Genomic DNA, 252 nt, shown 5'->3' with positions numbered 1-252 from the left:
GATAAAACCATTAAAAAAATAGCAATGGTGGTTACAGTTGCAGCACAAATTAACATTATTATGTTAATTGCTGAATTGTTTAAAGAGTTTTATGCACCAACACATCACAGTGAAAGTGCTTATTATTTATTCTTTGGTTTATATGGTAAAACAGCTTTATTACCTTGGATTTGGACTGCTATTTCTTTAAATGTTTTAGCAACATTAATTCTAACTTTTCATAAATTAAGAAACAATTTAAAAGTATTGTAC

The 252-nt window shown here is 26.6% G+C and carries 1 pseudogene; it reads left to right on the top strand.

From position 1 onward, the window contains the following. Positions 1–252 (top strand): annotated as a pseudogene (locus ACY2RX_RS14750) (sulfate reduction electron transfer complex DsrMKJOP subunit DsrP); the annotation flags it as partial.

It is taken from the genome of Polaribacter sp. 2405UD43-2, from assembly GCF_058147125.1.
Note: the sequence above shows the minus strand (reverse complement) of the source record. Positions and strands in the feature narration are given on the sequence as shown.